General features: G+C 47.5%; 13 protein-coding genes and 1 CRISPR repeat array (1 of these 14 cut by a window edge). Of the genes, 2 read left to right on the forward strand and 11 right to left on the reverse strand.

From position 1 onward, the window contains the following. Nucleotides 1-5,849: a CRISPR direct-repeat array (repeat unit 37 nt; unit sequence GTTTCAGTCCCGTAGACCGGGATTTGGGGTTTGCGAC) (it extends 322 nt beyond the left edge of the window). A 216-nt stretch (nt 5,850-6,065) separates the two neighbouring features. From cas2 to ACR6Z4_RS29110, 10 genes are read right to left on the reverse strand one after another with little or no spacing between them, the layout of a single operon-like run. Beyond that, nucleotides 6,066-6,359 (reverse strand): CRISPR-associated endonuclease Cas2, encoded by a 294-nt coding sequence (gene cas2 / locus ACR6Z4_RS29065; RefSeq protein WP_479720844.1) that lies wholly within the window; start codon nt 6,357-6,359, stop codon nt 6,066-6,068. Then, nucleotides 6,356-7,333 (reverse strand): type I-D CRISPR-associated endonuclease Cas1d, encoded by a 978-nt coding sequence (gene cas1d / locus ACR6Z4_RS29070; RefSeq protein ID WP_479720845.1) that lies wholly within the window; start codon nt 7,331-7,333, stop codon nt 6,356-6,358. Before cas1d ends, cas2 begins: the two co-directional genes overlap by 4 nt. A 12-nt stretch (nt 7,334-7,345) precedes the next feature. After that, on the reverse strand, nt 7,346-7,927 hold the full coding sequence (gene cas4 / locus ACR6Z4_RS29075; protein WP_479720846.1) for a CRISPR-associated protein Cas4: 582 nt from the start codon (nt 7,925-7,927) through the stop codon (nt 7,346-7,348). Between the two features lie 8 nt (nt 7,928-7,935). Further along, nucleotides 7,936-8,757, reverse strand: a complete 822-nt coding sequence (cas6, locus tag ACR6Z4_RS29080; RefSeq protein ID WP_479720847.1) for a CRISPR-associated endoribonuclease Cas6 — start codon at nt 8,755-8,757, stop codon at nt 7,936-7,938. A gap of 5 nt (nt 8,758-8,762) precedes the next feature. Further along, entirely contained in the window at nt 8,763-11,429 is a 2,667-nt protein-coding gene (gene cas3 / locus ACR6Z4_RS29085; RefSeq protein WP_479720848.1) for a CRISPR-associated helicase Cas3', read from the reverse strand. Continuing rightward, complete coding sequence (locus ACR6Z4_RS29090; RefSeq protein ID WP_479720849.1) at nt 11,413-12,249, reverse strand: hypothetical protein; 837 nt, start codon at nt 12,247-12,249, stop codon at nt 11,413-11,415. The genes cas3 and ACR6Z4_RS29090 overlap by 17 nt, the downstream gene beginning before the upstream one ends. A gap of 2 nt (nt 12,250-12,251) precedes the next feature. Next, the gene (locus tag ACR6Z4_RS29095) at nt 12,252-13,163 is read right to left on the reverse strand and encodes a hypothetical protein (RefSeq protein ID WP_479720850.1); all 912 of its coding nucleotides are present in this window, start codon (nt 13,161-13,163) and stop codon (nt 12,252-12,254) included. Between the two features lie 2 nt (nt 13,164-13,165). Then, nucleotides 13,166-14,125: a hypothetical protein gene (locus ACR6Z4_RS29100; protein ID WP_479720851.1), complete on the reverse strand. Its 960-nt coding sequence runs from the start codon at nt 14,123-14,125 to the stop codon at nt 13,166-13,168. Nucleotides 14,126-14,184: 59 nt separating this feature from the next. After that, on the reverse strand, nt 14,185-15,555 hold the full coding sequence (locus ACR6Z4_RS29105) for a hypothetical protein (protein ID WP_479720852.1): 1,371 nt from the start codon (nt 15,553-15,555) through the stop codon (nt 14,185-14,187). Nucleotides 15,556-15,594: 39 nt separating this feature from the next. Next, nucleotides 15,595-15,849, reverse strand: a complete 255-nt coding sequence (locus ACR6Z4_RS29110; RefSeq protein WP_479720853.1) for a hypothetical protein — start codon at nt 15,847-15,849, stop codon at nt 15,595-15,597. Nucleotides 15,850-16,011: 162 nt separating this feature from the next. Here ACR6Z4_RS29110 and ACR6Z4_RS29115 point away from each other — a divergent pair, with 162 nt between their 5' ends. After that, nucleotides 16,012-16,878, forward strand: a complete 867-nt coding sequence (locus tag ACR6Z4_RS29115; protein ID WP_479720854.1) for a helix-turn-helix transcriptional regulator — start codon at nt 16,012-16,014, stop codon at nt 16,876-16,878. Between the two features lie 64 nt (nt 16,879-16,942). Then, entirely contained in the window at nt 16,943-17,074 is a 132-nt protein-coding gene (locus tag ACR6Z4_RS29120; protein ID WP_479720859.1) for a WCX domain-containing protein, read from the forward strand. Between the two features lie 59 nt (nt 17,075-17,133). On the opposite strand, the gene ACR6Z4_RS29125 is transcribed toward ACR6Z4_RS29120, so the two are convergent. Next, nucleotides 17,134-17,364 carry a hypothetical protein gene (locus tag ACR6Z4_RS29125; protein ID WP_479720855.1) on the reverse strand — a complete coding sequence of 77 codons (231 nt, stop codon included), beginning with the start codon at nt 17,362-17,364 and terminating at the stop codon, nt 17,134-17,136. Between the last annotated feature and the right edge of the window lie 108 nt (nt 17,365-17,472).

Here is a 17,472-nt window from a genome sequence, read left to right on the forward strand (position 1 = left end):
TTGCGACAATTGAGGCTGCCAGCGATCGCCAACACCTGCACGTGTTTCAGTCCCGTAGACCGGGATTTGGGGTTTGCGACTGGGGCAGCGCAGCCGACGCAACCCAGCATTAGCAGGTTTCAGTCCCGTAGACCGGGATTTGGGGTTTGCGACTGATGCTTTAGACTGGCTTGCTCAACTGATGGGCTAGTTTCAGTCCCGTAGACCGGGATTTGGGGTTTGCGACTTTACAGTCCGCCTAACGAGCCTATGATTCTTGCTCGTTTCAGTCCCGTAGACCGGGATTTGGGGTTTGCGACTACGGGCATTTTTATTGGCTATACCCGCGTCAGTGAGGTTTCAGTCCCGTAGACCGGGATTTGGGGTTTGCGACGTTCCAGGTTGTTCCCACTGATGTTACTTGGGATGAACTATCCGATGAGTTTCAGTCCCGTAGACCGGGATTTGGGGTTTGCGACCAACAATCAGCCGAAGATGGGGAACAGCCATAAATAGTTTCAGTCCCGTAGACCGGGATTTGGGGTTTGCGACCCAGCTTGATACACGCAATCCCGTAACTACTGCTGTAGAGTTTCAGTCCCGTAGACCGGGATTTGGGGTTTGCGACCAGTGATAATGTAATGCACCTCTAGATTGAAGTTCCCAAAGTTTCAGTCCCGTAGACCGGGATTTGGGGTTTGCGACTCTTCCTGAGAGCGTTTTGGTAAAACCCATAGATATGTAAAGTTTCAGTCCCGTAGACCGGGATTTGGGGTTTGCAACCGAGAATATGCAAGCGGTCAGATATTCGGCTTCTGGAGTTTCAGTCCCGTAGACCGGGATTTGGGGTTTGCGACACCAGACGCTTCGCTCGATCGCGCTCTCCTGGGTATGTTTCAGTCCCGTAGACCGGGATTTGGGGTTTGCGACCCAAGCCGCGCGTATTTCCGATGGCGTGATACTCGTTTCAGTCCCGTAGACCGGGATTTGGGGTTTGCGACCGCTTAGATTGCGAAGTACGAACCGTACCGTTGGTTGGTTTCAGTCCCGTAGACCGGGATTTGGGGTTTGCGACCGGGTATTGGCTGAACTGTCGCAGAGGGGGAGAGGTTTCAGTCCCGTAGACCGGGATTTGGGGTTTGCGACCGTAATCATCATGTGATAAGCAAACAGCCCGAAGGAGTTTCAGTCCCGTAGACCGGGATTTGGGGTTTGCGACCGTTCGTCCATGCCGACTGAGTCCCGTTAACCAAGGTTTCAGTCCCGTAGACCAGGATTTGGGGTTTGCGACCTCTAGATATTCGCCCATACCATCCAACGACGGTTTCAGGTTTCAGTCCCGTAGACCGGGATTTGGGGTTTGCGACCCTGGGTATCACCTACATATGGTGTTTGTCGGAAGAGTTTCAGTCCCGTAGACCGGGATTTGGGGTTTGCGACAACGATTGTTGGGATATCCAAAACGACTCATTGATGTTTCAGTCCCGTAGACCGGGATTTGGGGTTTGCGACCTGCCAATTGCACCAGCACTTGATCCGGGCAGTTACTTGGTAGGTTTCAGTCCCGTAGACCGGGATTTGGGGTTTGCGACAACTTGTTCCGACCCCTTACTCATGTACTTTCCCAAAGTTTCAGTCCCGTAGACCGGGATTTGGGGTTTGCGACCCCATTCTCATCCTTGAAATAAGGAGTGCCCAAGGGACCATAGGGTTTCAGTCCCGTAGACCGGGATTTGGGGTTTGCGACCGAACGCGGAAACGATTAGCGAAAGGTTTGAAGAAGTTTCAGTCCCGTAGACCGGGATTTGGGGTTTGCGACCTTCAGGAAAGCCCGAAGCTAGACACGTTCTTTTCTCCAGTTTCAGTCCCGTAGACCGGGATTTGGGGTTTGCGACTTGGCTGGTTGATTCTTTCTGATTCTTTCTGATTCTTTCGTTTCAGTCCCGTAGACCGGGATTTGGGGTTTGCGACGGGTATTGGTAGCAACCAGACAGTGATAATGTAATGGTTTCAGTCCCGTAGACCGGGATTTGGGGTTTGCGACCTGGGGAAAATTGGGAACTAGTTCGCTACGGATGATCTGAATGTTTCAGTCCCGTAGACCGGGATTTGGGGTTTGCGACCCGCTCCTTCAAAGAAGTGATCATCCATTCCCGGTGTGTTCGGTTTCAGTCCCGTAGACCGGGATTTGGGGTTTGCGACCAATAGAAGTATATAGGGATAGGTACCGCTTACGGCGTTTCAGTCCCGTAGACCGGGATTTGGGGTTTGCGACCTCCCCTTGGTTAGCGGATAGCATCACTAACCGGATCGTTTCAGTCCCGTAGACCGGGATTTGGGGTTTGCGACTAACCTGTGAATCATTTGAACATGATCTAAAGATAAGTTTCAGTCCCGTAGACCGGGATTTGGGGTTTGCGACCCTACAATACCGGGGGTGAAGCGGGTACTGACTTCCGACGTTTCAGTCCCGTAGACCGGGATTTGGGGTTTGCGACACGGGGGCTACCTACTCGCTAACCATTGCAGGGTTGTTTCAGTCCCGTAGACCGGGATTTGGGGTTTGCGACCCTTGAGGATATTTGCACCATCCATTGATGAATCTCTAGATGGTTTCAGTCCCGTAGACCGGGATTTGGGGTTTGCGACAAAGCAACCAATTGCTTAAAAGTGGATGATCGTGCCGTTTCAGTCCCGTAGACCGGGATTTGGGGTTTGCGACTTCTGTAGTTTTCAAACGTCCGTAACGTCCGTTATGTTTCAGTCCCGTAGACCGGGATTTGGGGTTTGCGACCTGGTGCGATTAGAGAACCTGTGAAGGGAGGATTTGACTAGTTTCAGTCCCGTAGACCGGGATTTGGGGTTTGCGACTCGAGCGGTTCATCTTTCAGGGGGCAGAGGATCGGGTCGTTTCAGTCCCGTAGACCGGGATTTGGGGTTTGCGACAACAGGTTGATCAATGACTCAGGATGTTCCTTAATGTTTCAGTCCCGTAGACCGGGATTTGGGGTTTGCGACTGGGGAGAATCGGAGCCGAATACTTGGCTCACGATGTTTCAGTCCCGTAGACCGGGATTTGGGGTTTGCGACTTAACTCTAAGCTACCCTCTACTACCCGGCATAAGATGTTTCAGTCCCGTAGACCGGGATTTGGGGTTTGCGACTTAACTCTAAGCTACCCTCTACTACCCGGCATAAGATGTTTCAGTCCCGTAGACCGGGATTTGGGGTTTGCGACAGCTAACCGAGGGGTAACACCTACAGCAGTAGATACGTTTCAGTCCCGTAGACCGGGATTTGGGGTTTGCGACCTAGCTCTAGATTAGTTAAGCCCTCTATCCTCAAGGGTTTCAGTCCCGTAGACCGGGATTTGGGGTTTGCGACTAACGCTAGCACTAACCCCGGTGTATTGTCTGAGTTGTTTCAGTCCCGTAGACCGGGATTTGGGGTTTGCGACCTAGGATCTTCCTTAACCAAAGGTAGAGTGTTAAGTTTCAGTCCCGTAGACCGGGATTTGGGGTTTGCGACCTGGGGAGAAGCGGAGCCGAATACTTTTTTCTCGATGTTTCAGTCCCGTAGACCGGGATTTGGGGTTTGCGACCGCAGACATGAACCCAAATTTAGTATCAAAAGCGTAAGTTTCAGTCCCGTAGACCGGGATTTGGGGTTTGCGACAAGCAACCAATTACTGAGAAGCGGATGATCGTGTCGTTTCAGTCCCGTAGACCGGGATTTGGGGTTTGCGACCGTAGATATAAGCATGATTTCTTAGGGCTGAAAGCATGTTTCAGTCCCGTAGACCGGGATTTGGGGTTTGCGACTCGGTTCGGTTTTCACTCCTTTTCACCCCTATTACTGTTTCAGTCCCGTAGACCGGGATTTGGGGTTTGCGACCTTGTAAAACTTTGATGGCTAGCTTAGGAGGGAATGATTGTTTCAGTCCCGTAGACCGGGATTTGGGGTTTGCGACATGATTGCTAGGGTTTTCGCGTTTCTGACGCAACCTATGTTTCAGTCCCGTAGACCGGGATTTGGGGTTTGCGACCAGTGGAAACCCAGACTCAGCCATTGCTCTCAGCAAGTTTCAGTCCCGTAGACCGGGATTTGGGGTTTGCGACAATAACACATGGTTATCAATTGGTAACCATTTTAGTGTTTCAGTCCCGTAGACCGGGATTTGGGGTTTGCGACCTGGCAGCCAGCATCTCATCAAAAACACATCCAAGTTTCAGTCCCGTAGACCGGGATTTGGGGTTTGCGACCTGTAGCGGTTGTTGTCCAGAGCGGGTTTAGTCCGAGTTTCAGTCCCGTAGACCGGGATTTGGGGTTTGCGACCACCATCGGCAAACTCGCCGACGTCTGCATCTGAAAGTTTCAGTCCCGTAGACCGGGATTTGGGGTTTGCGACCACTGCCATGTCGGTAACAGCTTGCAGGAACGGATGTTTCAGTCCCGTAGACCGGGATTTGGGGTTTGCGACACCTCTGGTTCGATAATAGTAAGCCAGGTGTCCCCGTAGGTTTCAGTCCCGTAGACCGGGATTTGGGGTTTGCGACGATAGTGATCAGGGTCTTTCTCCAGTCCACACCAAGCCGGTTTCAGTCCCGTAGACCGGGATTTGGGGTTTGCGACTGGAGTGTGCCATTTCAACCCGCCAAAGTCAAACGTGTTTCAGTCCCGTAGACCGGGATTTGGGGTTTGCGACAATTGCGAGTAGTGCGACTGATTCAGGGAGCTGCAGTTTCAGTCCCGTAGACCGGGATTTGGGGTTTGCGACGACAAAAGTCAGTAGTTGGCGATCGCCGGAGGATCGTTTCAGTCCCGTAGACCGGGATTTGGGGTTTGCGACCCTATACAGTCATCGTAGAAGGAAATAAAACAGGAGTTTCAGTCCCGTAGACCGGGATTTGGGGTTTGCGACCCCCAAGCGGGATACACGTTCAAGATATTTGAGAGGTTTCAGTCCCGTAGACCGGGATTTGGGGTTTGCGACACCATACTCCACTGGCGTTGGGTGCGTCCCAGCATGTTTCAGTCCCGTAGACCGGGATTTGGGGTTTGCGACAGTTTGCCCTACCACGCTAATGCCGCGCTGCTAGATCTGTTTCAGTCCCGTAGACCGGGATTTGGGGTTTGCGACTTTAGTGGGCAAGCGATCGCCATTCTCCCCCTTCAAAGTTTCAGTCCCGTAGACCGGGATTTGGGGTTTGCGACGATAAGGGGAATTTCAGCAAACGGGATAACCCGACGTTTCAGTCCCGTAGACCGGGATTTGGGGTTTGCGACCACCAACTGACGACGCACAGGCGGAGGCATAGCGATGTTTCAGTCCCGTAGACCGGGATTTGGGGTTTGCGACAGCAAAGTCACGCGCAAACAGTTGTAAGCTACTCTCGTTTCAGTCCCGTAGACCGGGATTTGGGGTTTGCGACAGCATTGGGCTGAGCCGAGCGGTCGAAAAGTTTGATGTTTCAGTCCCGTAGACCGGGATTTGGGGTTTGCGACATACGCCGCAAGACTTACAGGGTTGCACCTTGGCAGGTTTCAGTCCCGTAGACCGGGATTTGGGGTTTGCGACATGTCAGCCGGAAAGTTATCGGCAAGCTTCGAAGGTTTCAGTCCCGTAGACCGGGATTTGGGGTTTGCGACATCAGCATGGGCAGGCTGCTGTGAAATAATAGCGGGTTTCAGTCCCGTAGACCGGGATTTGGGGTTTGCGACTTAGGAGTCTTAGAAAACTCACGCACATTCAAAAATAGTTTCAGTCCCGTAGACCGGGATTTGGGGTTTGCGACCGATCGCGTTAACTCGTCAAGATTGTGTATAGTCGGTTGTTTCAGTCCCGTAGACCGGGATTTGGGGTTTGCGACCGCGTGGCTTGGAAAGCCGACTGTGAGAGGTTTCTGAGTACCATTTTGGCAAACCCCAGTTGAGATGCCAAAATCAACCGCCAAGAACCCTAATATAGCCCTTTTCCTTGTGCCTGCAAAAACTAGAAAGTATTGATTTTTCAAGGTTCTGGCTCTTTTGGCAAATCCCCCAGGGATTTTGACCTCGCTTCGGTCTGCCAAAAAATTATGCCCTGACTACAGGATAATCGATTCGTCCTGACGTGGCTTCTGTGACCCGTAAGTTAGCGTCCGCTTCACTGATCCTGCATCCAGTACATAAATCCTTACCGAATCCTCATCAGGCTTGATCAGCTTCTCTAGCTGGATTTGGAGCTTGGCAAACTGGACTGCCGTGAGAAAGCACTCGAAGACGCTGTACTGCGTCCACTTACCGTAGCCAGAGAGCATTTTATGTAGCCTGGTGCGACGTTTGTTAGCCGCCTTCGTATCAGCCAGGTCATAGATGATGAGGTAGAACAGCGTACTCATCGCAAGATCAAGGGTTTGTAAGGAACACCCTCCTGAAGGTGACGGCTGAGTAGTCGAGCCTGAAGTTCGATCGCCCGTCGATACGAGCAACGGTACTCAAAAACGGGATGTTTGAACTCATCCTTCAGCTTGCTGTCGAAGGCTTGTAGGAAATTTTTACGTGCCGTGTCGGTGAGGCTGTAAGCCCCCAGGCTTTCGGCAAAGTCTTGCGGTTTAAGCTGCTGTTTATTGAGCATGGACAACACAACGTTATCGGCTACGAGTGGTCGAAACTCTTCCATCAAGTCAAGTACCAGTGAGGGCTGACCATGATGGACTTCGTGCAGATAACCGATATAGGGATCTAACCCAGCGACATGAACCGCTGCTGTGACCTGCGATCGCAATAAACCGTAGGCAAAGCTCAACAGCGAGTTGACTGGATCAGTCGGGGGACGGCGATTGCGCCCAGTAAACGTCCACGGGGCATTTAGCATCTTAGGCCAGTAGGCAAAATATTCCCGCGCGGCACTGCCTTCCATACCTCGCACTTGATCGAGAGTAAGCTGTTCCTGCACTGCCTTCTTCCGCAACTTCAACGGATTCTCAGCTTGCCCGTGGCGGTAGAGGACAGCGTACTGGTTGTGAATTTTGGCAGTGACGATCGCCTTCACTAGCGCCAAGCGACGATCTGCATCGTGATACAGCGCATATTGAGCGAGCCGCAACGCCCCGTTGCGAGAATGACCGGGCAACGCACTGCCCAGATATTTGCCAAAACTGGATAGGTAATGGATGGGCATACCCAATTCCAAAGCGTAGACAAAGGCATCGCCAGTGACTTGGGGGTTGCCCATCAACACCACTTGCTCCACTGTTTGAGCCGGAATTGCTTGTTTTTTCCAGGAACCGTCCGGTTGTTTGAGCGAAACCGTAAACGCTTCGTAGGTCTTATTGAGAATGGCATCCGGTTGAGTGATGTAGAGGGTGGACATAGGTTTTAATGACTAAGCCTGAATACTTGCTAAGTGCTTGACTTCAAGCGGTAAACAGATGGGCTGAAGGCTGCAAGCCTGACACTTTTTCGGCTGGTCAATCGGGGCAGGCATCGGTTGATGAGAGGCTTGATGCGCCGCCGCAATCGCCGCTTCAGTTAAATGTCGTAACTCAGCAGTAAAGGGGACTCTTTGGCGACGGCGATTGGCATGGTAGAAAATCTCTCCGTAGGCGATCGTCCTTCCAGTACGTTCTTCCAGACAGAGACCTGCGGCACAAAGTTGAAAGTGGTCACTGAGATGCCTGCCCATCTGACCTTTCTTGTACTCAATGGGAATCAGGTGTCCATCCCGCTCTTCAACCGCATCGATGATACCGGAGACCAAGAGGCGATCGCTCCACACCCACTGATGGCGATGAATCCAGGTATCACCTTCCTGGATAGTGCCTTCTTCATCGATATTGCGATGCAGATGACGACCTAGAAGTATGTGTTCGTTGTCCGCCATTTCACCCAACACATATTCCAGGTAAAAACGACGTGGGCAATATTCCCAGGCATTCAGGTATGCCAGGGGTAAATAGTCTTCCATAATGCAGATTAATTTTTTCTTGTCTGTCGTCGTACCATGCCCATGCCCATCGGTGTTTTGCGTCCGACACCGGCAAAGAGGGCAAAATCTGCCAGCGTATTAATCTGCTGAATCGTTGATGGCTCAACGTCTCCTAAGATTTGAAAGGTGATGTTTCCCACACAGCCAATGAATTTACTGCGGCTGTCGATCGCAATTTCAGTTCGCAGATCAAAAAAGCTGGGATAAATGGGTTCAACCAATGTTTTGGCAAAGGGGACGGAGCTGTATTGATTCCATCGCTTGAGCAGGCTTTGAAAGACAAGCTCTTTGGTCGGTAAGGCACAGTCATAATTTGTAACTCGGAAGGTAGTAGGTGTGCAGAATGTCAGGTGAATCTGGCGATCGCTGTCTGACGCTTGCTCGTGAAGCTGAGCATAGGTTGAAAAATTTGCCCAGGGCTGAGTGGCTTGCGGCGTACCTAAAATATTGACAACCTGTAAATCTGCTGCCCCCAGATGCCAGGATGTTTGAGTGTTTAGGTTTAACCAAAGGTGCGTTAACCGACTGAACAATGTCTCATCTAGCAGAGAAATGCGCCACCAACAGGGTGTTCCAGCAGGGATAGAGTGATCGTGCTGCCACTGAAGGGCGTTTCCTTTGCGGCTGCCCACTTGCAAAGGACTGATGGTAAAAGCTTTGTTTGACTGCTGCTGGTGTAAAGCGGTCGCCAAGGCTGGGTCAATGGATTGCACCAGATCAAGAAATAAGGCATGAAGATGACGACCGCTCAGATGTGCTTGGGGAATGGGCGATCGGGGAAGCAGGTTGAGAACAAGGCTATAGGGCATGGTTTTCAATCCAATGATTTGACATATGAAATCATTGCAATATGCTTCCCTCCATCGCGCTTAGCGACTTCATACTTCAGTTTGACCTCAGCACCATCGCTCCATTTAGCTGAAAAGATCTTAGGAAGTTCTACAAAGCCAAGGTTGGGATCGTAAGGATACTCGGGTAAAGAAGCATCAAAGATAAATTCACTTAACTCAGGGCTAATTTGGATGATGATATCTTTGTCATACGCCGATCCCCACCCAATTGGGCTTTCACGCCAACGTGTATTCTCCTTGTCGTATCTTCTTTCAAAAGCATAGGTATGAGCATACGGCTGCCTGTTCTTGTCTGCTAACCGAGAAATGGGGACTGAAATGCTGTGGTATTCCTTTTCAGATACCATCAATCTAAGTTCAACAGAAGGCTCCCAACTTCGTGTGGGAATGAGCCCACGTTCATGAGTCGGCTGACAGGTCAGATCCGCAGCATAAACATAGTCATGCAACATAGAGAAGAGTTCAACAACGCGATAATCATCAATGTGTGGGTCATGGGAAATGCAATCAGCGATCGCTTGAGTATCAAATTGCTCTAGTTCCCTAAGCTTTTTCTTGTAATTTTCTTCTGCATCCTTTCCTAGGCTATTGGCAAATTTAGGGATATGCTCACCAACTACAATTACCTTGGCATCTCTTACATCTCCTCGACGATTACAGCGCCCAGCTCTCTGAATCAGATTTTCGGGAGGACAGATCTGCGAGATGAGAACTTCTGCGTTGAGATCACAACCTACTTCGATCGCACTAGTGGTTACCAAGATATACGGTTCTTTGTTGTCATCCCTTTGCTTGATCGCTTTATAAAGCTCTGGACGCAACTGATCGGCAATTCGACCATGATAGAGGAACAGAAACCGCTCAGATTTATCTTCTTTGAGACAAAGTCTCTGCTTCAATTGCTGGTAAACAGCTGCCGCATCTCTCACTGTTTCTACAACTGCCAAAATACGACGATTAGGTTTGGTTTGCCATTCTTGCAGAATAAGTCGTGTGATCTGATTTTGAAACTCTGCCAAGTTTTCCTCTCCATTGATCTTGATATTCTCAAGCCAGGAAAAGCTCCGCTTAGGCTGTTTTGATAGCTGTTTCGTATAATCGATGACCTGAAGATAATCAAAATACTCTTCAAGCTGTGGTGGCATTGTTGCAGTCATTAAGACGAGAGAGCGACCTGCTTCGTAAAGCGATCGCACAAGGCTCTGAAAGTTGGTGAAAGAAATATCATCATAACTATGCGCTTCATCAAAACAAATTAGTGTATTTTCACGATGGATACGGTGAGGGAAGATAAAGGACTTCTGCTTATCGCCAAAAGAAAAATAGCGATAGAGGAATTTATCCAGTGTTGTAAGGATAATATTGCCTTTGTAGAGATGTCGCCTTGGCCTAACTTTTGGTTTTTTCGCCTTCCCATTAATGTAAAGCCAGCGATCCATTTCCGCGCCAGTATCTATCACTAGGGAAATTTCACGCTCTCGATTTTGCTCTAAGTTTGAAAAGCTTTCCAGATAACCATGAATTCGTTCGCGCTGATCCTCTAACAAACTACGAGTAGGCAATACCAAGAGCAAGCGATAGTCGTTGCTAAGAGCCGGAAATACAATCGCTTCAGTCTTTCCTGTTCCAGTTGGAGCCTTCAACAGAATTGCTGGATGGGGATTGCGCTCTCGACATAAAGCTTCTGCTAATTTTGCCTGCATAGGATTAGGTGTAAAGCCACAAACATTCTTATAGATGCTCTGGCTATCAAGTTGGCGCTGAAAATCCTTGGGTAACTGTCTAATAAAAATCCTATGCTTTTCAGACCGAAAATTTGTGGGTTGCTGTTGCCACCACTGTTCAACATCTTCCTGCAACTTCTTAGTTAAGGAAGAATCATCATTTTGAGTCGCTTTAGATAAAGCTTGCCTGACAACATCAGGAAATGGCATTAACCAAGTAGACAAAGTAAGCTCTACATCATCATCTCTATCAAAAATCCAGGGATCGAGAAAAAAGATCCCTTCGTCTGACTTAGTGATCGTGAAATCCATAAAGGCACGAGACTCTGCCTGCTCTTTGTCTTCGTAAAAGCGGCAAGCTATTTCCGCTTCAATTTGGTCACACATCTCTAAAATATAGAGTTCACGGGCATAAGCCAATGGTTCAGCCTCTAGAAGATATTTATAATTCTCAGCTTCTCCTTGACGAGGATCTCCATCCTCTAACTTATTGAGTAAAGTCTTTAAAGTGTAGGTATCTCTGCAAATATCATGAACAGAATAATCATGATGACCTTTTGCAAGAGACTCTACCCAAGGTTGCTCAGGATCATTGGCCAAAAAGCGATGACCTCTAAAAGAATACCCAAATTCAAATTTCCCATTGGGCTGAACCTTAACGCTGATTCCAAAGCGTTGGGGTTTTCCAATATCATGCAATCCTGCTGCTTTTGAAACTCGCATTAAGGATTTATTTACATCAGCTTTAGAGAAATCATCGCGTTTCCAATAATGAACCAGTTTCCGCACATTGGAGACGTGATTGCCGAGGGGTTGAAACAGAATATGGTCAGGAACTATGAGAGCATCTTGTCTTGGAAAGAAGACTCGACCAAAATCAAAAGTTTTTTTAGAGGTTTTGGGCATAGGTTTCACCTCTCAGCAAATGGATGAGAGACACAGGAATGAAAATTTCTTCGTTATCGGTGTAGTAGTCAAGCATAGGCGGATTGCCCATATCTTTTGGGAAATAACCTGCAATAAAAGGAATGAAACCATCCACGCTAGTTGGTTGTCCACCCCAAAAGCCATCTTGGTCAGATTGCGTCAACGCGTCAGGAAGCCAATTGTAACGATAGAGGTTATAGATATCACAACCACCAACAAATTGATTGCTTTGGATAAGAGCATCCATTGGGGCAATCGTAGATGGATAGGCGGCGATCGCTCGTTGCCCTAACTGAAGTACCTCTGAAACTTTTGTAAGAACTGCATAGCCTTCTTTACCGATATAGCAACCGTAAGATTCTAAGCTTTGAATTTGCTCCAAGCGCTCAGCCGACTCTGCTACAACATAGCCAACCAACTCTTCTGTAATGAGATATTCCCAGGTATGAAGTTGGAAATTAGCTTTATTCCCATCCAAATAGAGCTTTGAGAAATCATTATGGGTGAACTCGCGCATTCCTTTGCGATAAGTTCGATGTATTCCTCCCCATGTACTGCGGCTTTGGTAAGCGCCCAACGTAATGTAATGGTGAGGCAGAAGATAAGTTGGTGGATTATCTTTATTGATCTTGGTTTCAGGTATGCCCAATCCTGCACTCATCATACTTAGCCGTCGTAAAAAACCTGAAAGACTTGTGGGTGGGACAAATGGATAGGTAGCAATATTGAGAATTGAACCGGGCAGAATGCGAAAGGTCAATGCTGCTGTCGGCTGAATCGTGAGTTCAACACAATACATAATCAGTCCGCCTGCAAGACAGTATCTACAAAATTGCTGGAATACTCCTGTAATTTGTGCAAAGCATTTTGCCCAGTCCATCGCGCAAAATGTTTCGCCTTAAAATTGGGTTGTGTTCCAGAGTATTCTGTTTCGTCCTCAGTCGTATTCACATCATTGGCAGCGTGGACAAAATCATCAATTGCCTTTTTTGGATCGGTAGTGGACGGAGAAATCACAGGTCGATTTCCTCTAGGAACGAGATAGCGATCGACTACGAGCAAAGGCATTTGATTTTTGTCTTCTGCAATCGCAATTCCCTTAGGATTTCCAGAACCTATACGAGGCAACGCATCCAAAAATGCATAGGCAACAGACGAAAATTCTTGATCAGTCACACTGAGAGCGTGGTTAGATACTGGATAGAGGATACCTGGTTGGTTATATTGCCGTTTGAACGGTATTGGGGTCTCATCTTTTCCAGTTTCGGGGCTAGCTAATCGCGAAGGATGCATGGCACGCTGTTTTTCGACTGGATAAATGTCTTGCACTGCTACCCCACCGCCATGAGTAACCCGGCCGATCAAAGTTTTCTTTCCAGCCAGCAACCCACCGTAAGAACTGCAAATAGGGCATGTTGGCTTAGCACAAGTTGCAGGAATACCACACTCTAGCTTGTCACCCATGAGCGAGCCGCTTTTGTGAGGTGCCCAAATCAAGCACCGTCGCTCTACGCCTCTCCGTTTAGTAGGAGAGATATAGCATTTTTCCAATGACAGACCATCTTTTGTAGATAGTTTGACAACCTCAACAAGATTGACATTCACCTGCACTTCATGACCCAGATAAAGTTCTTGGGAGCCTTCTAAAATTGCGTAGATGTCAAAATGAAGCCGAGGATTTTTAGCATTTGTTGCAGGGAGTCCCGTCGCCATTATTACTTATCTCCTGTAGATTTCAGTTTGCGAACCAATTCGGGAAAACGTGTGTAAAGTGAAAGCCTGACTTGGTAGGTTAACTCTTTCCAATCCTTGTCCTGTGAGTAGTCTTTTTTCTCTGCGAAGTGGGTATAAGCGTTCAATACATCGTCAGCATAAAGATTCAGCCAGACCTTACCATCCTCACTTCGTTCTTCACGATCTGAAACGCCCATTTCCTTTAGCAGATCTTTCGTTTGGGTATAAACAAACTGATTGTCAGAATTGCACCAAAGTCTCGCTTGCACACTAGTTTTTGTTTCGTCTCCAAGCGTTGCGTAATAGCAGAACGCAACTGCATCATCTACCTTTTCAATCAACTTACTCACTTCTCTCTCAGCTGTCTCTTTATCCATTGCCTTTTTAGCCGTATTTTCCAAAGAGCTAGCAAAGGCAAAAGTTAAACCAGTTAGAGCAGCTACATGACGATAAAGCCGTGCTCGTTTCGCCAATTGAGTATCTGAATCCATAGAATCTCCTCGCAATTTCAAATCTGCTCGTATTGCCTGCCAATACAGATAACGTATCTTTTCCAACTCCAAAGCATTGGATATGCTAGCGGCTTTAGTAATCACATAGTCAGCCAAATAGGGCAAATCTTGCTGAACGTAACGGATGGCATCACCCAGCGTTAAATTAAAGTCTTTCCCCGCAATAATGATTGACTGACCATAGCTTTCCATGAATCCTTTGATAAAGATTAAATGCCTGCTTGCTAAATGAGTTGGCTCACCACCTTGCACCATGAGAGAAAATCGAAAATTCGAGAGGACTTCCACGGGAAAAATAGAGGCAACTTTTGCTAATGCATATTGAACCTGTCCTAGTTTTTGCGCTGCCGAATCTCCTTTCTGGCTTTTATCTGAAGCCAATACAATATACTTACCCGCACTAAGATGTAGCTCTTTACTAGTTAACATCTTCAGATAGTCTTTGAGCCTTAACCGAGCGCTATCTTCAGTAGTAATCGGCTCCAGCTTTAAGACAATACTTTCATAGTCAGCTTTAACGGCGAAGCAAAGGCTAGAGCTGCACAAGAAGCACAAATATGAGGTCTGCCTTCACCAGAAGCAGATTGACGACGTTGTTCAGGACTCTCAAAAATCAATCTACGAACTTGCCACTTAGCAGTTTTAGGATCGAGAGACACGCCGCAAGAATAGCAGAATTCTTTACTGTCATCTCCAGGAGATCGCACTTGAAAAATAGGTTTTTCAGTCAAAAGCGGTGTCGGCAGAGTATCAAACTGATCGTCAGTCATTTCTAGCAGACGATACATTTCCAACACGCACTTAGCAAAAATATCGCCTTTCACGCCAGCAATTTGATCAGTTGATGTTTTATCGAAGTTCAAAGAAATCGCGAAGATTTCTTTGAACTTCTCCGGATTCTGTTTGAAATCTCTATCAACTAAATCTAAGGGATTTCCACATGACTGGCTAAGAAGCTCAAACTTGATAGAGGCTAGTTTTTGATCAGTAGCATTTTTTGCTCCTAAAACCTTAGTGAAAGGCTTGTGGAATTTCTCTCGATACTTTTGAGACTCTTTTCGTTGATCAGCACATGCATCTTGAAGCTGCTTCTCTTTTAAATCCCGCTCTTTTTTGGATAAATCGGGATTTTCAAGCTCTGATTCCCATTTATCAATTTTTTTCTGCCGATCATCTTGGCGTTTTTTCGTCTCGCGCCAGACTGCAAAATACCAAGCGGCTAAAATATTTGCTTGCTCCCTATTAAGAATGGGTACTTCCAATATACTAAAGCCCCGCTCTGCGAGCGTTATGGATTTGAGCATTGAAATAAAGGTTTGAGCCAGTCCCGGTAGCTTGTGCTTTTGAAGCCCATAAACTGAAAAGACTACTTTTTCTATAAAATGCTTCCAAAGTTGCTCAAAGTCTAAACTTGAACGATCAGACTGCTTAGGGATAAAGACTTGAACATGGCGATCGCTCTCATCCAACACCACGATCTGATAAACTTTCTGTAAGTATTCCAAGAAACGATCAATGGTACTTTCAATCGCCAACCTTGCCTGCAACTCACCTGGTAGCGGCGATTTGAACAAAATTTTAGTCTGTCCAATGATCTGTCCTTGATAACTAACCTGTGTACCCTGAAAATCAAGTTTTTGGGAAAAATCTTTGGTATTGCCGGGTTGAGCAAGGTTGAGTGCTCGTTTCAGATCAGGTTTATCAAAGGCTTCAACTAAAGTCAGTACCAACGCAAAAACGTCTGGTTTTTCCTTCAGTTTTGCAATTAATGATTTCGAGAAGTTTTCTGGCAAAGCTTTTTGAGCTAAGGCACTCACTAAAACTTTAAGTTCGCTGATTTGTTTAGCAGTAATACTCATAGCGGTATTAAGTAAAGCTTTTAGATTTGCTAGGAGTGACTAATTTTTAACAGAAGCCTCGACTGGACGTAATAGTCGATACTCAAACTGGTTCTTATCAACCCTGCGTTTCTCAATGCGATCGCCCCTCTGCTTCACCACATGAATCGTGGCTGAGAAACGATGACCAACTTTTTGCACCAGTTCTTCGGTTGAGTGCCAATTGCCATCAGATAACACGAGCATCAGCCTTTCGATGGTCGTCATGGCGATACTGTCTCCATGCCCAAATGATTCTGTAGAAGTTTTAACCATGGGTTAAGTCCCTATCCCTGCACAGGATTTAGCAAAACTCAAGATTTCTTTGCGTCTTGACATATCCCTAAATAGTGTCCGTAAATAGTTGCATAAGGCGATCATGACACCGAAAATAGGAGATGACAAGATCAAATACAGAGAAAGTGTCCGTATAATCTCATGAGCCGTAAAGGTCAGTCGATTACACTCTCGGTTTCAGAACAAGACAAAGCGCAGCTTGAAGCGCTTGCCCTCGAATTTGGCATGACTTGGGGCGATCGCCCTAACGTTTCCAGGCTGGTCGAGGCGATCGCGCGTCGCCAGCTAGTGATTGCCCCCAACCACGATTGGAAACAGGAGCGGATCAGTGCACTGAATCGCGCCCGAACGGCTTTAATCGATGCAGGTGAAATTCAAATGGCAGTAGCGATCGCCCAGATCCTTTTAGAACGCAGTGAGTTGACCATTCCGCTCAGAACTGAGCTAGAACAGTTCATTGCGGCTCCCGTCTTGCCCTGGCGGCTTGAAGTTGAACGGTATATTCAGCGCCAACAACCGTTTCAACTGTCCTACCAAGATGCCGCAGAACGAATCTGGACATTTACGATTCGTTATGCCGAGATCGTGACGCACGAAGACCGTCAATATATTGACTGTTGGTGCGAAGAAACGGAAGGAAATCAGGATATACCAGAACTAGAGCATAACTGGTGTTTTCGGATTGATCGGATTGCCGATGCTGCCATTACGCCGATCGTCGGTCAGTGGCTTTCTGGATTATCAACCATTGCTGTTGAACTGCATTTATTTAGAGGACTTGCCTTTGCTTACCGCAGCAAAACTACGAAAGATGAGGTAAATGAATGGTTGGCTGATCCCCCTCAAGTACGACGAGTCGTGCGGCAAAGTTCAAGTACATTCTGGTTGATTCGAGAAGTCCTACGATATGGGAAAGACTGTGAAGTAATGGCACCCGAGCCACTACGCCATAAGATCAAGCAGGAAGTTGTGGCTCTTTACAATCAATACAATGATGTGCAGCGCTAATGAACGCAAACACAAATGAGATTTAGCAGCGAATTTTGTAGAGATTATCATCCAAGAAGACTATCTGTTCTGGTTCCGGCAGCGAATTTTGCAGTATGGCTCAAACGTTCAGATTCTGGAACCAAGATGGTTGGCACAGCAGCTTGCCCAAGAATTGCAGCAGGCAAGGGCAGTGTATGAGGTAGAAAAGCTATGAAGGGAATGGCGATCGGTTTTTGAAGGACACTCCGATCGAACAAACATTGGTCGCCCATTTCACCCCAGAATCAAGGCTTTTTCAATCTTTCTGCCCGCTTTGCCTATCTGTTCTGCGATCGCCAACGTGCCACCCACAAGCCCCACAATGGTAGCGATCGTGGTGATGATAGGTTCCCGTTCCATTGCACATTCAGTCTCCCAGGTGCCTGTAAGCTCAGGAAGTGCCAGGAGTTCTTCAGTGGCAGCGATCGTGTCAGCTCCCTGTATTTCTAGCAAGATGTCTGTCATATCTTTTCCCAAATTGGTTCATCCCGATTTTAGAAGACGGGTGCAAGAACCTAGTTAAAGGTAGCAAAAGATTTTTCACTGTCAGAGACTAATCCGCCGCAAGTAATA

Source organism: Calyptranema fuscum S582, from assembly GCF_055793305.1.

Coding starts and splice junctions, on each gene's coding strand:
- cas2 (WP_479720844.1), bottom strand. CDS start 6,359: ATGAGTACGCTGTTCTACCTCATCATCTATGACCTGGCTGATACGAAG.
- cas1d (WP_479720845.1), bottom strand. CDS start 7,333: ATGTCCACCCTCTACATCACTCAACCGGATGCCATTCTCAATAAGACC.
- cas4 (WP_479720846.1), bottom strand. CDS start 7,927: ATGGAAGACTATTTACCCCTGGCATACCTGAATGCCTGGGAATATTGC.
- cas6 (WP_479720847.1), bottom strand. CDS start 8,757: ATGCCCTATAGCCTTGTTCTCAACCTGCTTCCCCGATCGCCCATTCCC.
- cas3 (WP_479720848.1), bottom strand. CDS start 11,429: ATGCCCAAAACCTCTAAAAAAACTTTTGATTTTGGTCGAGTCTTCTTT.
- ACR6Z4_RS29090 (WP_479720849.1), bottom strand. CDS start 12,249: ATGTATTGTGTTGAACTCACGATTCAGCCGACAGCAGCATTGACCTTT.
- ACR6Z4_RS29095 (WP_479720850.1), bottom strand. CDS start 13,163: ATGGCGACGGGACTCCCTGCAACAAATGCTAAAAATCCTCGGCTTCAT.
- ACR6Z4_RS29100 (WP_479720851.1), bottom strand. CDS start 14,125: ATGTTAACTAGTAAAGAGCTACATCTTAGTGCGGGTAAGTATATTGTA.
- ACR6Z4_RS29105 (WP_479720852.1), bottom strand. CDS start 15,555: ATGAGTATTACTGCTAAACAAATCAGCGAACTTAAAGTTTTAGTGAGT.
- ACR6Z4_RS29110 (WP_479720853.1), bottom strand. CDS start 15,849: ATGGTTAAAACTTCTACAGAATCATTTGGGCATGGAGACAGTATCGCC.
- ACR6Z4_RS29115 (WP_479720854.1), top strand. CDS start 16,012: ATGAGCCGTAAAGGTCAGTCGATTACACTCTCGGTTTCAGAACAAGAC.
- ACR6Z4_RS29125 (WP_479720855.1), bottom strand. CDS start 17,364: ATGACAGACATCTTGCTAGAAATACAGGGAGCTGACACGATCGCTGCC.